16 protein-coding genes are annotated in these 19,674 nt (G+C 41.3%); 3 read left to right on the top strand and 13 right to left on the bottom strand.

All coding sequences use genetic code 11. The annotated features are described in order from the left end of the window. Window positions 1–10 precede the first annotated feature (10 nt). The 6 genes from BANVL01_RS12030 to prfB all read right to left on the bottom strand — a co-directional run bounded on the left by BANVL01_RS12030 (window position 11) and on the right by prfB (window position 6,004). Window positions 11–1,309 carry a murein hydrolase activator EnvC family protein gene (locus BANVL01_RS12030; protein WP_066091794.1) on the bottom strand — a complete coding sequence of 433 codons (1,299 nt, stop codon included), beginning with the start codon at window positions 1,307–1,309 and terminating at the stop codon, window positions 11–13. Between the two features lie 103 nt (window positions 1,310–1,412). Continuing rightward, window positions 1,413–2,306 (bottom strand): permease-like cell division protein FtsX, encoded by an 894-nt coding sequence (gene ftsX, locus BANVL01_RS12025; protein ID WP_066091797.1) that lies wholly within the window; start codon window positions 2,304–2,306, stop codon window positions 1,413–1,415. Next, window positions 2,296–2,982, bottom strand: a complete 687-nt coding sequence (gene ftsE, locus BANVL01_RS12020) for a cell division ATP-binding protein FtsE (RefSeq protein ID WP_066091800.1) — start codon at window positions 2,980–2,982, stop codon at window positions 2,296–2,298. The genes ftsX and ftsE overlap by 11 nt, the downstream gene beginning before the upstream one ends. Window positions 2,983–3,238: 256 nt before the next feature. Beyond that, on the bottom strand, window positions 3,239–3,562 hold the full coding sequence (gene cccB / locus BANVL01_RS12015) for a cytochrome c551 (RefSeq protein WP_066091806.1): 324 nt from the start codon (window positions 3,560–3,562) through the stop codon (window positions 3,239–3,241). 52 nt (window positions 3,563–3,614) lie between these two features. Then, a complete protein-coding gene (locus BANVL01_RS12010) occupies window positions 3,615–4,481 on the bottom strand; it encodes a YitT family protein (RefSeq protein WP_066091809.1) in 867 nt (288 codons plus the stop codon). Window positions 4,482–4,902: 421 nt separating this feature from the next. Next, window positions 4,903–6,004, bottom strand: a protein-coding gene (gene prfB / locus BANVL01_RS12005; protein ID WP_156482272.1) for a peptide chain release factor 2 whose coding sequence is annotated in 2 segments (ribosomal slippage) — window positions 4,903–5,931 and window positions 5,933–6,004 — 1,101 coding nt in all. Because the reading frame shifts where the segments join, the coding sequence is not laid out codon by codon here. 269 nt (window positions 6,005–6,273) lie between these two features. On the opposite strand from prfB, the gene BANVL01_RS12000 reads away from it, so the two are divergent. Beyond that, a complete protein-coding gene (locus tag BANVL01_RS12000; protein WP_066091813.1) occupies window positions 6,274–7,488 on the top strand; it encodes a YecA family protein in 1,215 nt (404 codons plus the stop codon). A 44-nt stretch (window positions 7,489–7,532) separates the two neighbouring features. Here the strand turns inward: BANVL01_RS12000 and BANVL01_RS11995 are convergent, their stop codons facing one another. From BANVL01_RS11995 to BANVL01_RS11970, 7 genes are all read right to left on the bottom strand, one after another. Continuing rightward, a complete protein-coding gene (locus BANVL01_RS11995; protein ID WP_169803174.1) occupies window positions 7,533–9,437 on the bottom strand; it encodes a cytochrome c3 family protein in 1,905 nt (634 codons plus the stop codon). Between the two features lie 249 nt (window positions 9,438–9,686). Beyond that, complete coding sequence (locus tag BANVL01_RS11990) at window positions 9,687–10,811, bottom strand: cytochrome c3 family protein (RefSeq protein WP_066091819.1); 1,125 nt, start codon at window positions 10,809–10,811, stop codon at window positions 9,687–9,689. 91 nt (window positions 10,812–10,902) lie between these two features. Continuing rightward, window positions 10,903–11,073 carry a hypothetical protein gene (locus BANVL01_RS27780; protein ID WP_235845551.1) on the bottom strand — a complete coding sequence of 57 codons (171 nt, stop codon included), beginning with the start codon at window positions 11,071–11,073 and terminating at the stop codon, window positions 10,903–10,905. 40 nt (window positions 11,074–11,113) lie between these two features. After that, complete coding sequence (locus BANVL01_RS11985) at window positions 11,114–12,079, bottom strand: 6-bladed beta-propeller (RefSeq protein ID WP_066091822.1); 966 nt, start codon at window positions 12,077–12,079, stop codon at window positions 11,114–11,116. Between the two features lie 16 nt (window positions 12,080–12,095). Then, on the bottom strand, window positions 12,096–12,803 hold the full coding sequence (locus BANVL01_RS11980) for a tetratricopeptide repeat protein (RefSeq protein WP_066091825.1): 708 nt from the start codon (window positions 12,801–12,803) through the stop codon (window positions 12,096–12,098). A gap of 65 nt (window positions 12,804–12,868) precedes the next feature. Next, window positions 12,869–14,032, bottom strand: coding sequence for a NapC/NirT family cytochrome c (locus BANVL01_RS11975; RefSeq protein WP_066091828.1), 1,164 nt, complete (start codon window positions 14,030–14,032; stop codon window positions 12,869–12,871). A 29-nt stretch (window positions 14,033–14,061) separates the two neighbouring features. Then, window positions 14,062–15,462, bottom strand: a complete 1,401-nt coding sequence (locus BANVL01_RS11970; protein ID WP_235845548.1) for a NapC/NirT family cytochrome c — start codon at window positions 15,460–15,462, stop codon at window positions 14,062–14,064. Window positions 15,463–15,959: 497 nt separating this feature from the next. Here BANVL01_RS11970 and secA point away from each other — a divergent pair, with 497 nt between their 5' ends. Together secA and BANVL01_RS11960 are read left to right on the top strand one after the other, a co-directional pair. Beyond that, on the top strand, window positions 15,960–18,473 hold the full coding sequence (gene secA / locus BANVL01_RS11965) for a preprotein translocase subunit SecA (RefSeq protein ID WP_066091834.1): 2,514 nt from the start codon (window positions 15,960–15,962) through the stop codon (window positions 18,471–18,473). Between the two features lie 189 nt (window positions 18,474–18,662). Continuing rightward, window positions 18,663–19,634, top strand: coding sequence for a phosphotransferase (locus tag BANVL01_RS11960; RefSeq protein WP_169803173.1), 972 nt, complete (start codon window positions 18,663–18,665; stop codon window positions 19,632–19,634). Window positions 19,635–19,674 lie beyond the last annotated feature (40 nt).

Genomic DNA, 19,674 nt, shown 5'->3' with positions numbered 1-19,674 from the left:
AATTTACTTATTAAATTGGAACAATGCCGATTGGATTTATTGCTGAATGATAGGCCCATGGTCCTTTGTAAAGCTCAAAGTGTAAATGCTGGCCATGGGAATCACCGGTATTCCCCATGGTGCCGATTCGTTGACCTTTTGAGACAGTTTGTCCTGGTGATACTTGATAACCTGACATATGTGCATAAACAGTTGTATAAACCTGACCATTTATCGAATGCGATATATATACTACGTTTCCATAACTGCTTGAATAATGGGCAACAGAGACAACCCCATCTGCCGCGGCGACAATTGGTACATTGTTGCCGCTTTGGGCAATATCAACACCCCAGTGGAAAGAACCCCAGCGTCCGCCGTATCCTGAAGTAACTACACCTGGAGCTGGTCTTGTAAAGCTGCCGCTTGAAACCTGTGGTGCTGCTGCAGAGGGACTGCTGCTATTACTGCTGCTGCCGCTGTTACTGCTGGCTGCTGCCTTTTTCTTAGCCGCTGCAGCTGCCGCTGCGGCCGCAGCCTCTTTAGCCTGGCGTTCTTGTTCTAGTTTGATTGTTTTTTGAATCGATATCTCTTGAGCCGCAAGAATTTCCTCCTGCTCCTTTAAATCCAGCATTCCTTCATGGGCTTCATGCTCTTGACTTTCTAGACTTCCCAATAGTTTATCCTTTTCAGCCTTTTGGGCAGTCAATTGTTTATTCATAGTTTCCAAGTCTGCAAGCATCTTCTTCAAGCTGGCAAGTTCTTTTTCCACTTGAGTTTGTTTCTCCTCAAGCTCGTTTTTGTCGGCTTCATGCTGCTTTAAAATATCTTGGTCTGCCTGCATAATGGTTGCCACTGCATTCGCACGGTCGATAAAATCGCTAAAGCTCGTGGACCCCATTAACACATCTAAGTAATTGACCATTCCGCCCGTATCCTGATAGCTGCGGGCCCGATCCTTCAGCAGGACATTCCGCTTCTTAATCCGCTCCTTGAGAATCTTTGTTTCTTCCTGAAGCGTCGCAATCTGAGCTTTTGTTTCTTCTATTTTTGCAGCTTGTTCATCAATCTTAGTAGCGGCGTCGCTAATTGCTAAATCAAGGCGTTTCAATTCGCTCTTAACGCTTGCCTGCTGATCTTGGAGATTCGTAATCTTATCGTTTGCTTGATTAATATCCGAATTTAAATCGGAACGCTGCTCATGTATTTTATTTTGTTCTTCCTTCAGTTTCGAGATTGATGCAGCCTCTGTTTTAGCAGGCATCCCTCCCAAAGAAGTCCCCAGCCCGACCGTTACAGCAACGGCAAGCGTAATAACTGATTTCCTCATATGCGATTACTTCCCTCCAACTCTATGTATAGGTATATCGTTTCTTTCTTTATGTGGTTAAAGCTATCAGGAAGAGCCTACAAACAGCCCCTCCTGTTTAGAATTACACTTTCAAGAACTTCCTCACTGACATGACACTGCCCCATACACCGATTACGGCTCCCATTAACATCAGAATACCGGAAACCTGATAAACAAATGGAGTAAATGGCAGCACTTTGATAAACGTGCCCTCAAGTTTTGGACCAATATAATCATAAGCACGATAATAAGCGGTAGAAATCAATATAATAGGTAAAATCGAGCCAACAATACCAAGCCATAGTCCTTCCAAGAAAAACGGCCAGCGAATAAACGTATTCGTCGCCCCTACTAATCTCATAATCTTGATTTCTCTTCGTCTAGCTATAATCGTAATTTTAATTGTATTGGAGATTAAGAAAATGGCGGTAAAGAACAAGCCAATGATTAACACAATTCCCACGTTACGGCTCGCCTTAATAAACTTAAATAGCTTCTCGACCTTACCTTGTCCATATCTAACCTTTGAAACATAATTCAGCTTTTCAGCCTTTTGTGCAACCACCATCGTATCTGTTGGCTTTTTCGTTTTTACGACAAAGACATCGTTTAGCGGATTATCTTGTTCAAATAGCTTAAACGCCTTTCCGTCCTCGCCAAGACTTTTCACTAGATTATCAAGCTCGCTCTTCTTCGGTGAAAAGGTGACAGTTTTGACTTCAGGCATTCTTTCAAGATCAGTTTTTAATGTTTGCTGGTCTTTCTCGTTAGCAGCAACATCGATGTGAACGCGAATTTGCACGTCATCTTCAATGGTTTGGGCCACTCTATTTAGATTCATCATAATAACGAAAAAGACACCGACTAGAATAAGCGTTACGGTCACGGCACTAACGGATGCAAACGTCATCCAGCCATTCCGGCTAATATTCTTTAAACTCTCACGGGCGTGACGGCCAATCGTTCTAATTTTCATAACCGTATTCACCTCTTTGCTCATCACGGACAATTCTGCCGCCTTCTATGGCAATCACGCGATGCTTCAATGTGTTAACAATCTCTCTGTTATGGGTCGCCATTACAATGGTTGTGCCCCGATTATTAATTTCTTCAAAGATGTTCATGATTTCCCATGAGGTCTCTGGGTCAAGGTTACCGGTAGGCTCGTCAGCAATTACAACCTTTGGTGAGTTGACGATTGAGCGGGCAATCGAAACACGCTGTTGTTCACCGCCGGAGAGCTCCGTCGGAAGCATTTTTATTTTATGCTTTAAGTTTACTAATTCAAGAACTTCCATGACCCGTTTGCGAATGAACTTTGGCTGCGCTTCAATCACTTCCAGAGCAAAAGCAACATTTTCATAGACGGTCTTGGTCGGCAGCAGTTTGAAGTCCTGAAAGACCACTCCAAGATTTCTTCTGAAAAGCGGAACCTTTTTCATCTTTAATTTGGCAAGATTCACGCCATTCATCGTGATCGTTCCCGTGGTAGGTACTTCCTCGCGGTACATCATTTTGATGAAGGTCGACTTCCCGGCACCACTTGGACCGACGACATAAACAAATTCGCCCTGATTAATCCGGACGTCTATTCCGTTAATGGCGGTAACACCATTTGGATACTTTTTATATACCTCTTGCAACTCGATCATTTATTATCACCTTTATTAAAAGATCGTTCGAATCGTGGATTCGACAACAATCTTTATTTATTTGCAAAATGAACCAGAATATCAAAATTTATGTGCATAATTTCGCATAGACACATTATAACATCAAAAATCGCTAAAATGGGCGGTAAAAATATTACAGTTTCTTTTCAAACAATACAAAATTCGACAAAATCCTCCAACTTCCAGGAAAATAAAAACGTTCTGTGAATTTTCACAGAACGTTTTTGAACCATTTCTATTTTTTTGCTGCAAGCCAGTCAGCAACTGTGTTAGCTTCATCGCCTGTAATGCCCATTGGGTTTGCAGGCATTCCGCCTTTACCATTTTTAATCGTATTCAAAATGTCATCCTTAGAAAGCGTTGATCCAATCTTGGTTAGGTTCGGTCCCATACCGCCCTTTAAATCGCCGCCATGACAGCTAGAGCATTTCTGATCAAAAATCTTTGCTCCGTCACCACCGCTTGCCGTATCCTTGTTGGTATCAGAGCCGCCCCCACAAGCAGCAAGCCCCATAACTAAAGATGTCCCCAATACAAATCCTAGTAGCTTTTTCTTCATTAACACTACCCCCTTCAGAAAATAATACCATCAGAGAACTATTATACCAATCCTACTCATGTTTGAAACCCTCCCCTAACACTTCAGCAGCGTCCATAACAACGACAAATGCAGATGGGTCAAGGGTTTTGACCAATTGTTTCAATTTTGTGAACTCCGTTCGATCAACCACACACATGAGGACAGGCCGTTCATGGTCAGTAAATCCACCATATGCAGATAGTTTTGTCACACCACGGTCAATTTTATTCAAAATTCCCGTACGCACTTCTTCTTGTTTACTTGTAATGATCATCGCCATCTTTGACCTGCCGAATCCAACCTGAATGAGGTCGATCGTTTTGCTGGTCACATAAAGGGCAATCATGGCATACAATCCCTTTTCAATATCGAAAACGATGGCGGCGGTAAGGACGATAAAACCATCAATCATCACTACACATCTGCCAAGGGTAAATCCGGTATATTTATTAATAATCTGAGCGGCAAGGTCCGTCCCGCCAGTCGAAGCTTTTCCCCTAAACACAATCCCCAGCCCCAGTCCAACACCAATCCCACCGAATAACGCAGCAAGCAAGGCGTCATGCGTCCATGGCTGTAAACCTTTTGTCAAAAAAACGACAAATGGGAGAAAAATCGTCCCTGCAAGTGTTTTCGCCCCAAATTGTTTTCCCAGTAAAACAACCCCGGCAATGAACAATGGAATGTTAAACGCCCATTGAACGAATGCAGGCTCCCAGCCAAGCACTGTTTTTAAAATCGTACTAATCCCGCTTACGCCGCCGGAAGCGACTTGGTTTGGCAGCAAAAAGACATTAAACGCCATGGCAATGATGGCGGAGCCTATCAGGACAAAAAGATAATCTGCCACGATTCTCATTCTTGGATAGGCATGTGTAAGATTGCTTAAAATATTCATATTTACTTTCCCCTCTAAAATCCTTTTACAATTATAATTTCTATTTACCGAAAGTGAGTATAGCATGGGAGAAATCTACTGTAAATGACAATAAGCTGACGCGATGAAGGACTAAAATTACTATTAGCATTGACTATTGACGGGGGGTTCATGAGGATAGATCAAAAAAACACGCATAGGTCTCAACTCCAAACCCACGCATGAAAATGAATTTAATTTGAGTAGTACACCAACTTAATAAAGGCGGTGTGAGCAGAGCTAGGGTTCACTTTATTCATTGCCTAAAAATGAATATAACCTGCTAAACTTGTCTAAACTGATTAGCTTTTGCGGCGCTCCGCCCCTTTTCCACAGAAAAGTAAAGCCTTTGCCGAACTGGTCGGCAAAGGCTTGATTGTATGATAGTTATTTTTTCAAATTGTTACGAAATTCTCGACCTTAAATAAGCATTGATAAACTGATCTAGGTCTCCGTCCATGACGCCTTGAACATTGCCGCTCTCGGTATTGGTTCGGTGGTCTTTAACCATCGAATAAGGATGGAAGACGTAAGAACGAATTTGACTGCCCCAGCCGATTTCCTTTTGCTCGCCGCGAATTTCCAATAGCTCTTGTTCCTGGCGTTCAATTTCCAGCTGATATAGCTTTGCTTTTAGCATTTTCATTGCTGCCTCACGGTTTTTAATTTGCGAACGTTCCGCTTGGCATGTAACGACCACACCTGTTGGGAGGTGGGTAATCCGGATAGCTGAATCCGTGGTGTTGATGTGCTGACCTCCGGCACCAGTCGCGCGGTACGTATCTATTTTTAAATCTTCTGTCCGAATATCAATTTGGATATCGTCATTCAGTTCAGGCATCACTTCACAGGATACGAACGAAGTGTGGCGCCGGCCTGAGGAGTCAAACGGCGAAATCCTTACCAAACGGTGAACGCCTTTTTCGGCCTTTAAGTAACCGTAGGCATTATGGCCTTTGATGGCAAGCGTTACACTCTTAATCCCCGCTTCATCGCCAGGAAGATAATCAAGCGTCTCGACCTTAAAACCCTTTTTCTCAGCCCAGCGTGTATACATCCTGAGGAGCATCGAGCCCCAGTCCTGCGACTCTGTTCCGCCAGCACCCGGGTGAAGTTCCAGTATCGCATTATTTTTATCATACTCCTCACTTAGGAGAAGCTGCAGTTCAAATTGATTCAAACGGCCGGTTAACTCCAGAAGCTCAGTTTCCAGTTCCGCCCGCAGTTCTTCATCATTTTCTTCCTTGACAAGCTCATAGGTCAATTCCAGATTTTCAAACGAGTCATTTAATTCATGGAACTCATTTACCTGGTCCTTTAAGCCATTAGCCTCACTGATAACGGTTTGTGCCGCTTGCTGATCGTTCCAAAAATCAGGCTGGAGCATCACATCGTCCAGCTCGGCAATTCTTGCTTCCTTATTCTCTAGGTCAAAGAGACCCCCTAAAGTCCACTAATTTCTTAGCTGATTTTTCAAGTTCATTGCGAATTTCTGCTAATTCCATTTTCGTCACCTCTATAAAAAATAAAAATTCCATTCTGTTTTCTAGTTTATTCTGAATAACTCTGTTCAGTTCCTTATCCATTATAGCGTGATAGTAGTTAAAAATTCAAAGGTTGACCAAAAATAGGGACAAAAAGGCACTTTTTTAAAAGTATTTTTATATTCAATAAGTGAAAAATGGTACTATTAAATAAGAACTGAACGGATGAAATGAACCTATCAAATCAACTGTTTAATACATAGCATATTGAAACAAGGGAGTGAAGTGAGATGGAGAAACTAAACCGGAATGATCTTTGTCCATGCGGGAGTGGCGAAAAGTATGGTAAGTGCTGCGGGGCAAGCAAAGCAATTTCCATCAACCAGATTATTGAAAGTGAACTGGACGAGCTTCAAAAGCGAATCCTTCAATTTGCATTCTTTCATTTTGGGAATGAAATCAATGATGATTTTGAGGATTTGGTCGAAATAATTGATTTTGATATTGAACAGGAACGGGAATTCTATGAGCTCATTCACGCCATTTGGTTTTCCTTTTTTGAGGAATTGGATGACGAAGAAACAATTATTGAGAAATTTATTACCGTTGAAGCAGGAAAAATTAAGCGCCCTAAACTGAAACAAATTCTCCAAACTTGGAGCGATCCGAGAGTGATTGCCGGCAGGGTCGTCAGTGTCGAAAGCAATCAGCTTATCGTTGAGGATGGTTTTACCTCCGAACAACTGAATGCTGTTGTAGCCCACGTTGATTTCACGATTGAAAAGGGTTCTTTCTTTATTGGCATTATCGTGCCTTACGAGCAAAATTATCTCTTCTTCCCATCACCATTTGATTTGCCTGACCTAAAACCTGAGCATGGCTTTTCCTATATTGAAGATAGCAGCTTGGATGCTGACTATGACTCACCGCAGGAATATTTGACGGACTTTTTCTTAGAGGTCTTAAGTGAACTGCCAATGATTGGCGGGATGCTGGAAATAGAAGAGATGGAATGGTCTGCACCAATTTATAAAGAGGTTGCTGATATTTTCAAGGCGAAGCTTGAGTCTGAGGTACCTCCTCCGATTGTCGACACCGGGATTATCCTTTGGTTTAATTTTTGTGAGAAAAAGAAAAAGCGCATCCAAAATCCAAATCCTTATGCTGCAGCAGTCCATTATTTACTGTCGGAGATTGCACCGTTGGGAGAAACGCGAACGCTTAAGGAACTCGCAGTGCATTATGGCGTTCCCGCAAAGGCCGTTTCTACAATTGTTTCAGAGATGGAAGTTGAATTATCTTCGGAAATAGCCGAGTTGAAAGGGTTGGTTTACGGCGGTGAGGAATCCCCCCCTTTGCCGCCGTTTGAAACAGCAGCCATCATTGAGTTTCCGAAAGGCGGGAGCTCTGGGAAAGATAAGAATGGTAAGCAGAAAAACAAACCGGAACTGGAGCTCATTAAGACTGAAGGCAAAAAAGGGTCAAAGAAGGGTCAAGAGGATTAAAATGAAAAACGAGAGGCGCTTTTATGCATGCCTCTCGTTTTTGTTTATTGAGCTGCTTCTTTCGGTGCGTGAGCAGCTTCTTTAGCTGATTTACTTGTTCCACCGTGACAGAAGGAGCAGCCCTGTTTATCTTCTTTTTGATGCCCGGTTATTGGATCTCCTGCAGCATCTTTTTCACTAAGCTTTCCGGTTTTTCCATAAATAACGGTTGAGCCATTATGGCAGCTTATACAGAATTTTCGTTCATCAGAATCGCTCCACGTAGAACCAGTTGTCTTAAACTTATCTTCCGCTTTTAGTTTCACATTGCCAAGCTCTTCCCTTAACATCTTACTATTATTGGAACCATGGGTTTCATGGCATTCCGCACATGGAAGCTGGCCATTTAACGTACTGCCACTGTCTTCAGTTGCTTTAATATTATGCAAGGATTCGTTAATATGGGGTTTACTGTAATATTGGTTAATATCTGAAGCCGGTTTATCCCCTTTTTCAACTGCATTTCCTCTATGGCAGCTTAAACATAATGAAAATTCATCTGCTTTTCCCCCTGCAGTACTAGCCTTTTTATAGGTCCGAATATGACTATCGGTAGTGGAAACTGGTTTAAAACTATTTGGATTTTCCAATGTCCCCTGGGTATGCGGATTATGACAACTTGTGCAAGAACTACTTGAGTTTTGATTATGTTGATTGGTTTTTAGTGTCTCTTTATGTTCAACTACCTTTGGTCCAATCTGACTTCCTGAAGTCCCATCATGACAGGTCATGCACAAATTTTCTTCATTGCCAAATGTACCGCCTTCTAGGCTTTCATTCTTTCCGTTATGGGTGCTATGGCAGTATTGGCATGCATTGGTGACATTTGAATAATTCCCGTGTATATTGAAGTCTAATGGTCTTTTATGGTCCGGTATGTCGGCGAGCTTCATTCCCGGTTCAGTAGAAAAATCTCTTTCATCTTGGTGTTCAGGACTAATCGTAGTAAATTTAAGGAACCTAGGAATGATTTTTCCCGAATCATTTGCAATGTTTGGGTTTAAATAAACATAATAGGTTGTTCTGTGACTAAGCTGCGTTTCGGGTTTGAATGTATAGACAAACGACTTTATGTCATATGAAATATCAAAAGTGTTTATTAACTTCTCTTTTCCCTTTTCTCCATCTTTTCCTTGTTCTCCGAAAAACGTTATCAATGGCTGCGTACTAGATAAAGATGCATCACTTCTGATGTCAATTACTATCTGATAACCCACAGGTACCCGAGTCATATCTTCAGCCGGAAGAAAGCCATTCTTCGTCCAATCCTTTTTCTCATTTGCAGGATCATACAACTTTTCTGAACCCTTTGGAGCCAGATACATTTTTGCCATATATGGCCTATTTCCAATTTCCTCAATAAATGTTTGAATGGCCCCAGGCTTTGATGCTGAAGATTCTTCATTAGTAGAAGGCTGGCTTGGAGTTACCGTCTCATTAATGGCAGCCGATTCTGCGATCATTTTCCGTTCGGGCACAGCAGACTTAACAGTAAAAGACTGATCAATACTATTACTAACTCCATCCTTATCAGTAACGAAAAAGGTAAGGGTATGGGCTCCCTCACTGAAATTCCTTGAATAAGAGAAGTCAGCTTTTTTATCCTCCGGTTTTATGGAAAGCTTCCCATCCAATGTAATATCCTTTGGCTGCTCTGAATCACCCAGCTGTTCGAATACCTTTATTGTAAGTTGCTCCGGAGTAGTAGAGTCACTGGAAACTTTTCCGGTAAATTCAACCGTTGAAACATCTAACACTGCTCCTTCATCAGGAGTATTCATGGTTATTTCTGGGACACCTGATGCAGAAAGAACGTTTGTTTCAGGAGAATATAAAAGGAGGGAACTAAGAAAAACGCTCCAAATAACGATGTATGTGAATAACTTTCGTTTGACGTTCATCCTTTTCATGATATTCATCCTTTTCTCTTTGCCAAAAAGCAAATGGCTTTTTTATTTGCTAAACGGGTGCTTTCGCTTTTCTTTATTATATCAACTGAATTAACATTAATTATCGTCGTTAAGTTAAATCTTTTTGACAATTTGTCTCCTAGCTGGAATAATAAAACAAGGCAGTAATAATAACTATTACTACCTTGTTTATCTTACATCCGGTTTTTGGTGAGCTAACGAATAGTGCGGCTATTTGTTAGCTTTTTTTTAGCGGATTTTTGTTTTTCCGCTATAATCTCCACCTGGGACTGGAGTAACACCAGGAATTACATGGGTTGATTGGTGACAAGCCCAACAAACAGCCATGTTGGTGAACTTCTTGTTAGAAGAACCGCCAGCACTTACATCTTTCATGTAATCTTTCGCAACTGTTTCAGTCCAGCCTTTACCACCTTGTGCAGGTGATTTCGTTAAATCAGCAATTGTTTTTCCAGCAGTATCCATTAACGTAGAAATATCTGTACCGTGAGCATAGTGACAAGCTGCACAGTTTCTGCCTTGTGAGCTGGAGTTAGAAGTATGCGTGTAAAGGAAATCATGATTGGTGTTTCCTGGCGCTTTATCCTTATTACTATTTCTACCAGCACTTCTGCTAGCAGCATAATCATCATGACAAGCTGCACAGAATTGAGAATAGTTTACTTTGTCAGTATTGTCCTTAGGACCAATGGATGTAGTGATTTTTAATCCTGAATTAGTTGTCGATTTATTTATGTCAGCAAAAGCAGGATCCTCAGTTAAAGCAAGGTTAACGGTTTTAATTCCATTTTGAGTAGGCACTTTAACTCCATTCACCATTGTATAGGCAAATGGCGTATTAGCGATCACATTTTCTTTTAATAATCTGTCATTGACAGATCCGTGCGGGTTATGACAGCTTGAACATGTTAATTCGTTTGTATCTTTATTGGTATAGGCACCAGGAGCAGCGCTATTTTTGATTCCTGATGATACATTATGCATGGATTCACTTTCATGGGATTCGCTGAAAATTCCGGCCCCACTTGCTTTTTTGACGTTATAAAAGCCCATTGTACCGTCATGACAGGATAAACACATATCATATTCGGCGTTTTTGAATTTAACTAATTTAGTATCAGCACCGTTATGTGTACTGTGACAGTTTGCACAAGAGTTTGTATTGTTTTGGAAATTACCATGTGTTTTGTGTGCATTTACTTGACCAAAGTTATCTACTGTACCGATATTAATTCCTTCTGCCGGATTGCTTGGTGTTGGGGTGAAATTTCCTTCTGCAGACGCCAAGGCAGCAAACATGCTTAGCAAAATTAGCGTAAACAATGCCGAAAAGCCTAATTTAATCTTGCTCATTTCTAAAAACCTCCCAAATTTCTTTCTCTCTCTTTTTTTATTTATTTTACTATTCTAAAACGGTCGCTCGTATTTTTTCGCATCACCTCCTTTAATTAAAAGGCTGTGTTAAAAGTGAATGTTGATTTCCGCTCCAGGCGGCTTCGCTTTCCGCGGGGTGGGCGGTGAGCCTCCTCGGCGTAAACGCCTGCGGGGTCTCACCTGTCCCACTGCTCCCGCAGGAGTCTTCGCCGCCTTCCGCTCCAATCAACATTGTGATCAAAATCAACAATGTGCTTTAACACAGCCAATGAAAAAGATAACTAATAGAATACTGAAATTCTTTGGTTAATCGTATCTGTTACGAATATGGCATCTCGTTCGTCTATAAATAAGCCGTTAGGTAAGTAAAGTTGGCCGTTGTCTGTTCCCATTCCGCCTAATACCCGGACCTCCTTTCCATCCTTGTCATAGGCATAAATATTATGAGATAAATTACTTACCACATAAACAGTGCCTTTGGAATCAACGCCTACGCCCCTTGGATTAACAAAAATCGGTTCACCTTTTCCATCCGTAGAGCCATTAATGATTCTGATAAACTTTCCATCTTTATCAAAAACCTGGACGCGATTATTACCGGAATCAGTGACATAAATATGATTATCTTTATCGACAGCTACCGCGTTAGGAGCAATGAACTTACCCTCTTCTTGACCAGCACCGCCAATTTCCATCAATTTTTTGCCTTCTAAATTAAAGACAAACAACTTGTTTTCTTTAATATCGGTGACATACAGCTTTTCTCCATAGATGCGCAAACCTCCTGGCGACTTAATCGCCTTTTCTTGATTAGGGAAGTAGTTTATGAATTCCCCTTTGTTATTAAAGATGGAAATGTTGCCATTATATAAATCTGCTACATAAATATTTTCACTTTTATCGCCTGAAATTCCATACGGGAATTGCAATTGGCCTTTTTCTTTCCCTGCTTCCCCAAATTTCAAGACATTATTTCCAGATTGATCAAATACCTGTACTTGATTGTTATTTGTATCGGTAACGTAAATGAGCTCGCCAATTTTGGCAACATCCATTGGTTTATTCAGTGGAACATCGAAGCTGCCATAAAAAGACTGTCTAAATTCAGGTTCACCGCCAACAGGGTTTGCTTTCGCCACGATCGGTTTCAGTGTTGGTCCTAAATCAAAAAAGGTGATGCCCGTGAATAGTGCTGCAGAAAGTACAACCATTGTACTCATCCATATATATACAGTTGTCTTTTTCAATTCTAGTCATCTCCTTTTATTTACTGTCTTTCGTTTTGGCTGCTAATCTAGTTAATGCTTCTGAAGCAGGTTTATAAAGAGGGTCATAACTTAATGCCTTTTTGTAGAGCTCCTCAGCGTCATTCACTTTCCCTTGGTCCTCTGCTACTCTGCCAATCTCAAAGATAATATCATTATTAACCGGCATTAGTTTATTTGCTTCCTCAAGAGAGGCCAGGGCATCTTTATACATTTTTAGTTTTCGATAAACCATTCCTTCTAATAAATAGCCTTTATAATCTTTCGGGGCTAATTCTACTGCCTTTTTGGACTGCTTTAGAGCATCGTCATAGCGCTTTTCATCGTTATAGACTATCCCTAAGTTAAAATACGCTCCGACATTCTTCTTATCTAAATCAATAGCGATTAATAATTGTTTAATAGCATCTTCATTGTGACCTTTTAAATTATAGGAATAGCCTAAGTTAACCCGGTGTTCAGGATTGTTAGGCTCTTTACTAACCTGGCCTTCATAAAAGGCAATTTGTTGGTCGATTCTGCTTTGATCTTTATTCGACCAAATAAACTTGTCACAAACTAAATATCCACCAATTAAGCTTATTAGTAACGTTGCAATGATGAGCGATAATCCCTGCAACTTAGTAAAACGATTCTTTAGTTTCATTTCGCGTGTATTCTTGTTTGATTCAGGCTTTTCGATAATCGGGAGTTCTTGGGCCTCCATAAGGATCCTCCTCAAAAAAATTCTTTTTCTTTGCTGTTATGGACTAGCCCAAAGATCTACTTAGGCTAGTCTTTATTGCTTTTATGGCAACTGGTGCAAGTATTTTCTGCATGGCAGGTATAGCATCTTGCTTCTGGTTTCTTCACATTCTCAACAGGAATTGGGTGACGGTCACGCCAATTATTCCGATGCTTCATCTGGTGACAGGAAGAACAATTAACCGTATTGTCACTGGCAGTATTGGATCGATTAGGATCATGGCAGGTGTAGCATTTTTCTTCGTTTTTACTTGCTTGTGCTCCATGGCTGCCGATAAACGCTTGCGTATGGCTTGCCGGACGTGTTTGGTGACAGGCCTGGCAAAAGGTATTTTCTTTTGCATAGGTGTGTTCGTTTTTGGTTGATTGCCCGCTGTCTTGATTTAAATACTTGTCAATTACAGAGACCTCTTCATACCCTTCCAGCGTGGCTGTTGACATAGACTTATGACAGGCATTGCAATCCTTTAAGTCTGTTTTTGCGATGATGCCATGTGTTTTCGTTTTGAAATCGGCTTTTTTATGGCTTTTCGGAACCATTCCAGTCGTGTGGCATGCACTGCATTCCGTGGTGATCTTTCTAGCAATATGGCAATCCATACACGTTTCCATTGTTGGGCGGGTGAATTTCAGGTCCGCCATTGCCGCTTTTCCGACCTTACTATCCCATTTATCATAGTCGGTCTTGAAGGTCATATTTCGATCGGCAATTTTCCCATGGGCAACATTGCTATGGCATTGTGTACATTTAATTTTTTTATCCGTATGCTGCTGATGGGGAATAATGAGATCCCCTGATGGTGAGACTTCACGTGTTGACATATTATGACACTTTTCACATTTACTATTTGAAATTTCTTTCGGCATGCGGATGATCGCTGCTGTTGTAACTTGTTCATTTCGTACACCTTTGATAACTCCGTCTGCTTTATCCTTCGCTATCTGCTTAATCCCAGGCTCGGTATGGCATTTTACACAATCCACTTCGCTATGGGTGGAGGCTTTCCATGTATAATACTCTGGTTTCATCTCATGACAGGATGAGCAAAACTTTGAGCTTGAGGTTGCTTCCAGCCCGTAGACTCCAACAAAGAAGAAAAGGGCTAGAAACAACAATGTTAAGGTTGCAATTTTGATTAACATATAGCGATAGCGAGGAGGGAACGGCAACTGTTTTTTCTCTTCATTCATAAAAGCGTCCCTCCAGAATAAAAAGTGTATTAATTTGTTTTATCATCTTTAAAACCAGTTCTGTGGCAGTATTGACAATAAACATCTGTTGGTGCTTTTACATTGTCTGAGTCCACTTTTGGCTTGTCACGGTCATGACAGACAAAACATTCTGCTTTCTGGTCATTTGTCTTTGCATTGGCCGCATGCGTTGTTAACCATTGATTACTATCCCCATGTCCTTTAGGACGGTCGGAGTGACAGGCGCTGCAGAATTTATTTGTTCTAGCTTGATCTTTTACTACTGTCATATTCGGTGTATATTTACTTGCTTTTGTTTCTTGCTCTTTCATTTTCAGTATTGACATGATGTCTTCTTTTGGAATTTCTCTTGCCCATTTAGAATCTTGGTGACAGTTCACACATTTATCAAGCTGTTGAACTGCAGTATCGCCGTGATTTCCACTCCACTCAGCTGCTTGGTGTGTTTTAGGAATTTCTGTTTGTTTGTGGCATGTTTTACATTCCATCGAAATCTTAACGTCTTTCTTCTGCTTTCCGATTCCTTGCAAAATAATAGATTGTGTTTTTTCATCATGGTCTGCTACAGCTTCGCCTTCCTTCGTTTCCGTTGCTGCGGCTTCACCGGATGCTTTTTTCGTTTGTTCGTCTAGCTTGTTCTGGACTTCCTCCGGATTTGGCGGAACGTTGTATGCAACTTCTTTCCAAGGTTCTTCGCCGTTATTTACTTTCTCGTGGCAGTCAATACAAGAGCCCATGTTAGGTCTCAAGTATTTCTGTTCCATTAACTTTTCGGCATTTTCCTTTGTCCAATGGCCGCGTACCTCTTCGGTGTTAATTCCGCGAGCAGCAATTTTGGCGTGAACAACCCCTGCATGACAGGTGATACATGGAATATCTTTTTCAATATGGCCTTTATGATTAACCTTCAAATCCCCTGATGCGGTGACGAGTCGATTTTTCGAGTGACATTGTAAACAGTTTTCGTTGGAAACTGCTTCTTCCTCGGTTTGAACAATTTGTTCCGGTATGCCTGTTACATGGTAGTAAACTTCTTTCATGGATTTCATTTTGTGGGTAATCATATTTGTAAACCCAGGCTTAATATGACATTGAACACAGGAAATATTACTATGTGCACTCGCTGTAAACGTTGAATACTCAGGTGCCATCTCGTGACAGCTTGAACAGAACGATGGAGAGTTGGTTAAGGAAAGTACTCCGTATCCACCACCGAAAACAACAATACAACCAACGAGTGAAACGAATAACAGCTTCCACCGGTTGACTGGATTCTTCCAATCTATATTTCTGAACTTTTGCCAAAGTCTGCGAATCAGGCCAACTTTCTTTTTCTTTTCTCTTGTTTCGGGATCTGTCTCTTTATTTTTCTTTTTCCCCCAAATGGCCACTTTGCTCACCCTTCCCATTTTGGTTTTATTCTCTATTTATTTTCCTTTTTAACCTCTCTAAAGGTAGTATCTAACATTGTAAGAGTATAATCCAATGTACAATTTGTGAATATTTTTTCATTCTGACCCAACTTCTCTTTTACCCTAAAGACAACATAAAAACGTTGTTATTACAACGTTATATTAGCACTATCTTTATAGTGTTAATTTGCATAAAATTGTATTTTAATGCATTATTATTGATGTTTATTCGGTTGTCATTCAATTTTAAAAAGAATTAATCTTAGTCGCTATGTATTCTCCATAAAATGCCATCACTTTGTCATATTTGACGAAAAATCGAACATTGTTCTGAATCCATCTGTTATGGAAGAATGTCAATTTCTGCTTCCTTGTTAACATTGTTGTCACTGTATAACGGAAGTGGTAAGATAAATAGGGAAATTATCGAATGATTTTGACAGATTTTTTTGAAAAAGTGAATTCTGACTCTCGAAAAAAAGGAGCGTTCATCAGTGATGGGGATTTTAAATAAAGTATTTGATCTAAACAAACGCGAGCTAAAGCGTTTAGACAAGCTCGCTGTGAAAATTGACGCACTTGCGGCTGAAACGGAAAAGCTGACAGACGATCAGCTTCGTGAAAAAACGGAAGAGTTCAAGGCCCGTTATCAAAAGGGCGAAACACTTGATGACTTGCTAGTTGAAGCATTTGCCGTTGTTCGTGAAGGTGCCCGCCGTGTGCTCGGTCTTTATCCATATCATGTTCAATTAATGGGAGGTATTTCTCTTCATGAAGGGAATATTTCCGAGATGAAAACGGGTGAAGGTAAAACGTTAACGGCGACAATGCCGGTGTACCTGAATGCCCTTTCTGGTAAGGGTGTTCACGTTATTACTGTCAACGAATACTTGGCAAGTCGTGATGCGACCGAAATGGGTGAGCTGTATCAATTTTTAGGCTTAACCGTCGGCCTGAATTTAAATAGCATGGACAAGGACGAAAAACAGGCCGCCTATGCCTGCGATATTACCTATGGAACAAACAATGAATTTGGCTTTGATTACTTGCGTGACAATATGGTCCTATATAAGGAACAAAAGGTACAGCGACCCCTTTTCTTTGGAGTTATCGATGAGGTTGACTCGATTTTAATTGACGAAGCGCGGACACCGCTGATTATTTCAGGTTCAGCGCAAAAGTCGGCTGTCCTTTATATCCAGGCTAATGCTTTTGTCCGGGTGCTGACGAATGATACGGATTATACGTATGATGAGAAAACAAAGGGTGTCATGCTAACCGAAGAAGGGATTAGCAAAGCCGAAAAAGCATTCGGGATTGAAAACCTGTTTGACATGTCGCACGTAACCTTAAACCACCATATTAACCAGGCATTGAAAGCGAATGTCAGCATGCACCTCGATATTGATTATGTTGTCCAGGAGGGCGAAATCATCATTGTCGACCAGTTCACTGGCCGTTTGATGAAGGGACGCCGCTATAGTGAAGGCCTGCACCAAGCGATTGAGGCAAAAGAAGGCCTTGAGGTTCAAAACGAAAGTATGACAATGGCAACCATTACGTTCCAAAACTACTTCCGTATGTATGAAAAATTGGCTGGTATGACTGGTACAGCCAAAACGGAAGAAGAAGAATTCCGCAATATTTATAATATGAATGTAATTGTCATTCCTACTAACAAACAAATAGCTCGTGACGACCGTCCAGATTTAATTTACTCTTCGATGGATGGCAAGTTCCGTGCGGTGGTCGAGGATATTGCTGAGCGTAATCAAAAAGGCCAGCCCGTGCTAGTTGGTACGGTAGCGATTGAAACATCTGAACTGATTTCTACTTATTTATTTAAAAAGCGGATTCATCATAATGTCTTGAATGCGAAAAATCATGAACGTGAGGCAGAAATCATTGCCGAAGCCGGTCTTCAAGGTTCCGTTACGATAGCCACAAACATGGCCGGACGTGGTACGGACATTAAACTCGGCGAAGGGGTCATTGAGCTTGGCGGGCTTGCGGTTATTGGTACCGAACGTCACGAAAGCAGACGGATCGATAACCAGCTCCGCGGACGTTCCGGCCGTCAAGGCGACCCAGGTGTTACCCAGTTCTATTTATCAATGGAAGATGAGCTGATGCGCCGCTTCGGTTCTGATAATATGAAGACGATGATGGAAAAACTCGGCATGGATGATAATCAGCCGATTCAAAGTAAGATGGTATCCCGTGCAGTTGAATCTGCGCAAAAACGCGTTGAGGGCAACAACTTTGACGCTCGTAAACAGCTGTTGCAATATGATGATGTTCTCCGTCAACAGCGTGAAATTATTTACACTCAGCGTGATGAAGTGTTAGAATCGGAAAACCTTCGTGACATTGTTCAGAAGATGATCTTAAACTCTATCAAGCGAAATGTCGATACCCATGCGTCCCGCCATGAGGATGAAGAGGATTGGAACCTGCAAGGGATCGTTGATTTCGTCCATGGAGCTCTGCTTCAGGAGGGCGAGATTAGCGTGGAAGACCTTAAGGGCAAAGAGCCCGACGAAATTGTCGACTTTATTTTTGCAAAAGTGAAGGAACGCTATGAGGAGAAAGAGCAAATTCTTTACCCAGAGCAAATGCGCGAATTTGAGAAGGTCGTTACACTAAGGGCGGTTGACTCTAAATGGATTGACCACATCGACGCAATGGATCAGCTTCGTCAAGGTATCCACTTGCGCGCGTACGGACAAATCGATCCGCTTCGAGAATATCAGCATGAGGGCTTTGCGATGTTTGAGGCCATGGTTCAATCCATTGAGGATGAAGCTGCTATGTACATCATGAAAGCTGAAATCCGCAACAATCTTGAGCGAGAAGAGGTAGCCAAAGGACAAGCGGTGAATCCGAAAGATGATGGCGAACCCGTTAAGAAAAAACCGAAAGTTAACCAAATTAACGTCGGCCGTAACGATCCATGCATCTGCGGCAGCGGTAAAAAGTATAAGAATTGCTGCGGTGCAGTGAAATAGTTTTGGTTTGAAGTTTACACGCTTTATAGCTGCAGAAATAAATAGGAATTGGGAGCTGGCAAGCACATTGCCGGCTCCTTTTGTGCTATCATGGGTTTGGTTCAGTCTAATATGTTTATTTTCTTCAAAGGAGGTGTAGTCCTGGAACAAAAATCTTTCCATAGGATTGGATTTGAGGTTCAGGCGGAAATGAACTTTAAAGTTACCGTCACACATTCATTAATTTCAGCTCACTCCATACGCAACCTGTTGGCCTCATACGAGATTGAAAATGTTATCAGCTGTGATTTTTTAACACGGGGTTTAAACGATAGTTATGTGATCACAACAGATTCCGAAAAGTATATTTTCAGAGTTTACCGCCATAACTGGCGAACCGAATCTGACATTCTTTTTGAAATCGACGTTCTTAATTATTTGAAAATGGCCGGTTTCCCGGTATCATCTCCGATAAATACAGTGGAGGGAAATTGGGTTATTGCCATCCAAGCACCTGAAGGAATTAGATATGGGGTATTATTTACCTATTCCCCTGGCGAAAGACCGGTAATTAACCAAGAAAATTGCTCCACACTCGGCAGGTCGTTAGCCGAACTGCATAAGCAGACAAGTTCGTTCCATTCCGATCACAGGAGAAATTTTGACTTAGATATGCAGCACCTTCTAGACGAGCCGCTTTCGTACATTTCACCAGTGTTGGAAAAAGTTTTACTTCAGGGAAATTCGTTGAGAGACATCGTCGAAAAAATAAAACGTGAGATTTTGAGCAGAAAGCATGAATATGGATTTTGCCACGGTGATTTCCACAACTTTAATATGCACCTTGACCACAGGAAACTAGAAGTCTTTGATTTTGATTGCTGCAGCATTGGCTATCGAGCCTATGATGTAGCTGTATTTTGGTGGAATTTAAAAAATAACTACCCTCACCTCGAAAAGGCTTGCTGGGATGAATTTTTAAATGGGTATCTTAGCCAAAGAAATATGTCAGAAGCAGACTTAAAAAGTTTACCCCTATTTATTTCGGTCAGGAGAATTTGGCTGCTGGGGACAATGTTGAAAAGTGAGGATGTTTGGGGGACAAATTGGATTAATGAAACCAATCTAAATCAGTTTCTTTTGGATTTAGAGAAGGACCAGCAACTATATACTCTGTTTTGAACAAAGTTCCTGTGTGATTTGTAGATATTCCCAAAGGTTT

The organism is Neobacillus novalis NBRC 102450, from assembly GCF_001591805.1.
Classification (GTDB): domain Bacteria; phylum Bacillota; class Bacilli; order Bacillales; family Cytobacillaceae; genus Neobacillus; species Neobacillus novalis.
This window is presented reverse-complemented; position numbering and strand designations above follow the sequence as displayed.